At 66.2% G+C, this 2,733-nt stretch carries 2 protein-coding genes and 1 pseudogene; all 3 read right to left on the reverse strand.

What is annotated here, in order from left to right; genetic code table 11:
- Positions 1-256, reverse strand: a 256-nt coding sequence (locus MOV74_RS35490; RefSeq protein WP_246931827.1) for a TIGR03809 family protein, incomplete at its 3' end; no start/stop codon positions are given.
- Positions 257-796: 540 nt separating this feature from the next.
- On the reverse strand, positions 797-2,512 hold the full coding sequence (locus MOV74_RS35495) for a S8 family serine peptidase (protein WP_246931825.1): 1,716 nt from the start codon (positions 2,510-2,512) through the stop codon (positions 797-799).
- Between the two features lie 16 nt (positions 2,513-2,528).
- A pseudogene (locus tag MOV74_RS35500) lies at positions 2,529-2,733 on the reverse strand (hypothetical protein); the annotation flags it as partial.

Consider the following 2,733-nt stretch of genomic DNA (forward strand, 5'->3'; position numbering starts at 1 on the left):
GAAACACGCGGGGCATCGTCGCCGGCGACCAACCGAATGCGGGCGTCACGCTCGCAGCCGCCTCGGCGACGTCCCCGCCGGTTGCAAGCGCGCGCCAGGTCTGGACGGCACGCTTGGCTTCCTGGATGTTTTCCAGGAAGGCGATCTCGGAATGATAACGGCGCCAGCGGCCGGTCTCGAACATTTCGGAGAGATGTTGCAGGCGCTGCTCGGCGAGGGCGCACCAGCGTGCCGCGATGTCGCGGCCAACAGCCACGGCACGGGCGGACGCGAAATCGGACTCTTGGCGATGTGTCATGAACCAGCCCGTCAGGGGAAAACACGGACGCGGGGGGACGCAACGCACACGAATCAATTTAGACGCGACATGAATATTTTGTGGAAAAGTTTTGTCCTGTCCAGCAACGACACGGCTTTCGTCATCAATCACCGTAGTCGTGCGGATATTTGCTGTGTTTTCGAGTCAAGCTTCGCACAAGCATAACGGGCTTGCGGCGTGCCGGGCGGGCGATCAGGGCGAACGCAGCTGCGACCCCTCAACCGCAGGCTGAACGAGCGCGAAGCTTCAAAAAATCGGATGCCCAATCGGATGGCCCAAAAAGAAAAGACCCGTCCGGGGGGACAACCGGACGGGTCGAGCCATATGGGCGCTTGGGGTGGATGGGCGCTCGCGCCTAATATGACTGATGGGGAGGGATGACCGCTCCCACATAATTTGGTCGTGGCAGCTGGCTGAACGTTCAACGCGGCGTTTGCTTTTTTGACCTTCGGACCGCGCGCATCTTTGTCGCAGCCGTTATCGCGCCGCCGGCCTATCCGCCTGAGAAATCGTGGATTTATCCTCGGCACTCGACAACGAGGGCTGTTCGATCGCGCGGCTGCCGGGCGCGTCGCGACGCGTTCCGGCATCTTCACGTTTTGTTGTACCGGACGCAGCCGCAACCGGCATCACGCTGTCGGCGGGAACAGCCATGACCGCGGCGAACGCATCGGTCTGACCGTCGCCGAAAAGCTCGTCACGTCCGGGGGAGCCGAGATCGCGCGCAGTCTTCGCCAGGGTCATGCGCAGCGCCTCCGGCTTCAAGGCGTGATTGCGCTCGAGCAGCAACGCCGCGACGCCGGAGACATAGGCGGCCGAGAACGAGGTTCCCGATGTCATCTGGTATTTGCCGTCGGGCGCCGGCAGGAAGATGTCGACCCCGGGCGCTGCGACGGCGATGTAGTTGCCACGGTTGGACGCGGCGAACAGCCTGTCCTGCTGGTCGGTCGCGCTGACCGCGATCACGTTGGGATTGGCGGCCGGATACAGCGGCGGCGATTTGGCGCCGGCATTGCCGGCGGCCGCAATCAGCACGAGGCCGCGCGCGGCGGTCGCCGCGATGGCGCGCTCGATCACCGCGTCCTTTGGGCCGGCAAAGCTCATATTGACGATCTGCGCGCCGTGCTCGGCGGCGTAATTCAGCGAGCGCAGGATGATGTAGGACGAACTCTCGGCGCCACCGTTGGTGCCGCCGAAGGCACGAATCGCGATGATGCGCGCCTCGGGCGCGCTGCCCATCAGCCGGTCATGCGCCACGATCGCACCGGCGATGCCGGTGCCGTGGATGTGCGGCCCCTCGGCGCTGCCGAGCGCATCGAAATTGTCGGCGACGGAATTGGCAAGCTCGGGATGCTTGGCGTCTATGCCGGAGTCGATCACGGCAACCGTGACGTTGGCACCGTGCGCCAGCGTATGGGCCTGCGGCAGGCGGAGCTTGGCCAGTGCGTATTGCGCGGGATCGCCCTCGCTCGGGGTCGCCGATTTCTGGTCCTGGAGCGCATAACGGAAGTTCGGCTGGACCGAGCGCACGCTGCCGTCGGCCGCGAATTCGCGCCGCACCGTCTCGTAGGGCCGGCCGTCGGTGATGCGGAACAGACCGAATGTGGCCCCGATCAGCGGGAAGCTCTCCGAAGAGACGCGCGTCAGGCCGTGCCGGCGGGCCAGTTCGTCGGCATCGCCGGGCGACAGCGCGCCATCGATCTCGGCCACGAATTCGTTGGCAAAGCTGCGCGAGGTGACCGCAACCGGGGTGTTGTTGCCACGCCCCTTGCCGGCGCTTTTCTTGCCTGATTTTCCAGTGCCTTGGCCGCCTGCGATCGGCTGCCCCGTGCACTCGCCGTCAGCATCACGATAGGGTGCGCTGCAGGCCGGGTAGAGGTTCGGCGAATAGCGCGCATAGGGCAGCACCGGCGTCGTCGGCCGTACGCGCGACGTCGTGGTGTGGGGAATGGCCGCCATCGTCCGCGGGCCACGGTCGACACTGGCCGCACGGGCGGCAACACTGGGGGTGATACGCGGGGCGATGCTCGGAGAGATGGTCGGCGTGCGCGAGGGCACGCTGATCGTGGGCGTGCGCATGATCGCCTGCGCCTGCGCAACCTCGACGCCGAGACCGGCGGCGATCAGAAGCACCGCGCCGACCGATGAAGCGTAGGCCCCGGCACGCACCCTGCTCTCGGACTTGCCTGTCATCGGCTTGGCGGCGCGCCTAGGGCGCCGCGACGGCGAGGTTGACGAACTTCTCGCGCTGCATCTTGCCGAGCAGCGAAGCGAGCTCGTCCTGGCTCATGGCCTTGTCGAACTGGAGGCGGAACATGCCGCCCTTGGCCCCGTCGACGATCGAGGCGTGGTAGCTGTCGAGCAGCCCGGTGATGTCGGCGATGCGCGCCTCGGGCGTGAAGCGCACCAGCGCG

The sequence above is a fragment of the Bradyrhizobium sp. SHOUNA76 genome (assembly GCF_023006445.1).
Classification (GTDB): Bacteria; Pseudomonadota; Alphaproteobacteria; order Rhizobiales; family Xanthobacteraceae; genus Bradyrhizobium.

Coding starts and splice junctions, on each gene's coding strand:
- MOV74_RS35495 (WP_246931825.1), bottom strand. CDS start 2,512: ATGACAGGCAAGTCCGAGAGCAGGGTGCGTGCCGGGGCCTACGCTTCA.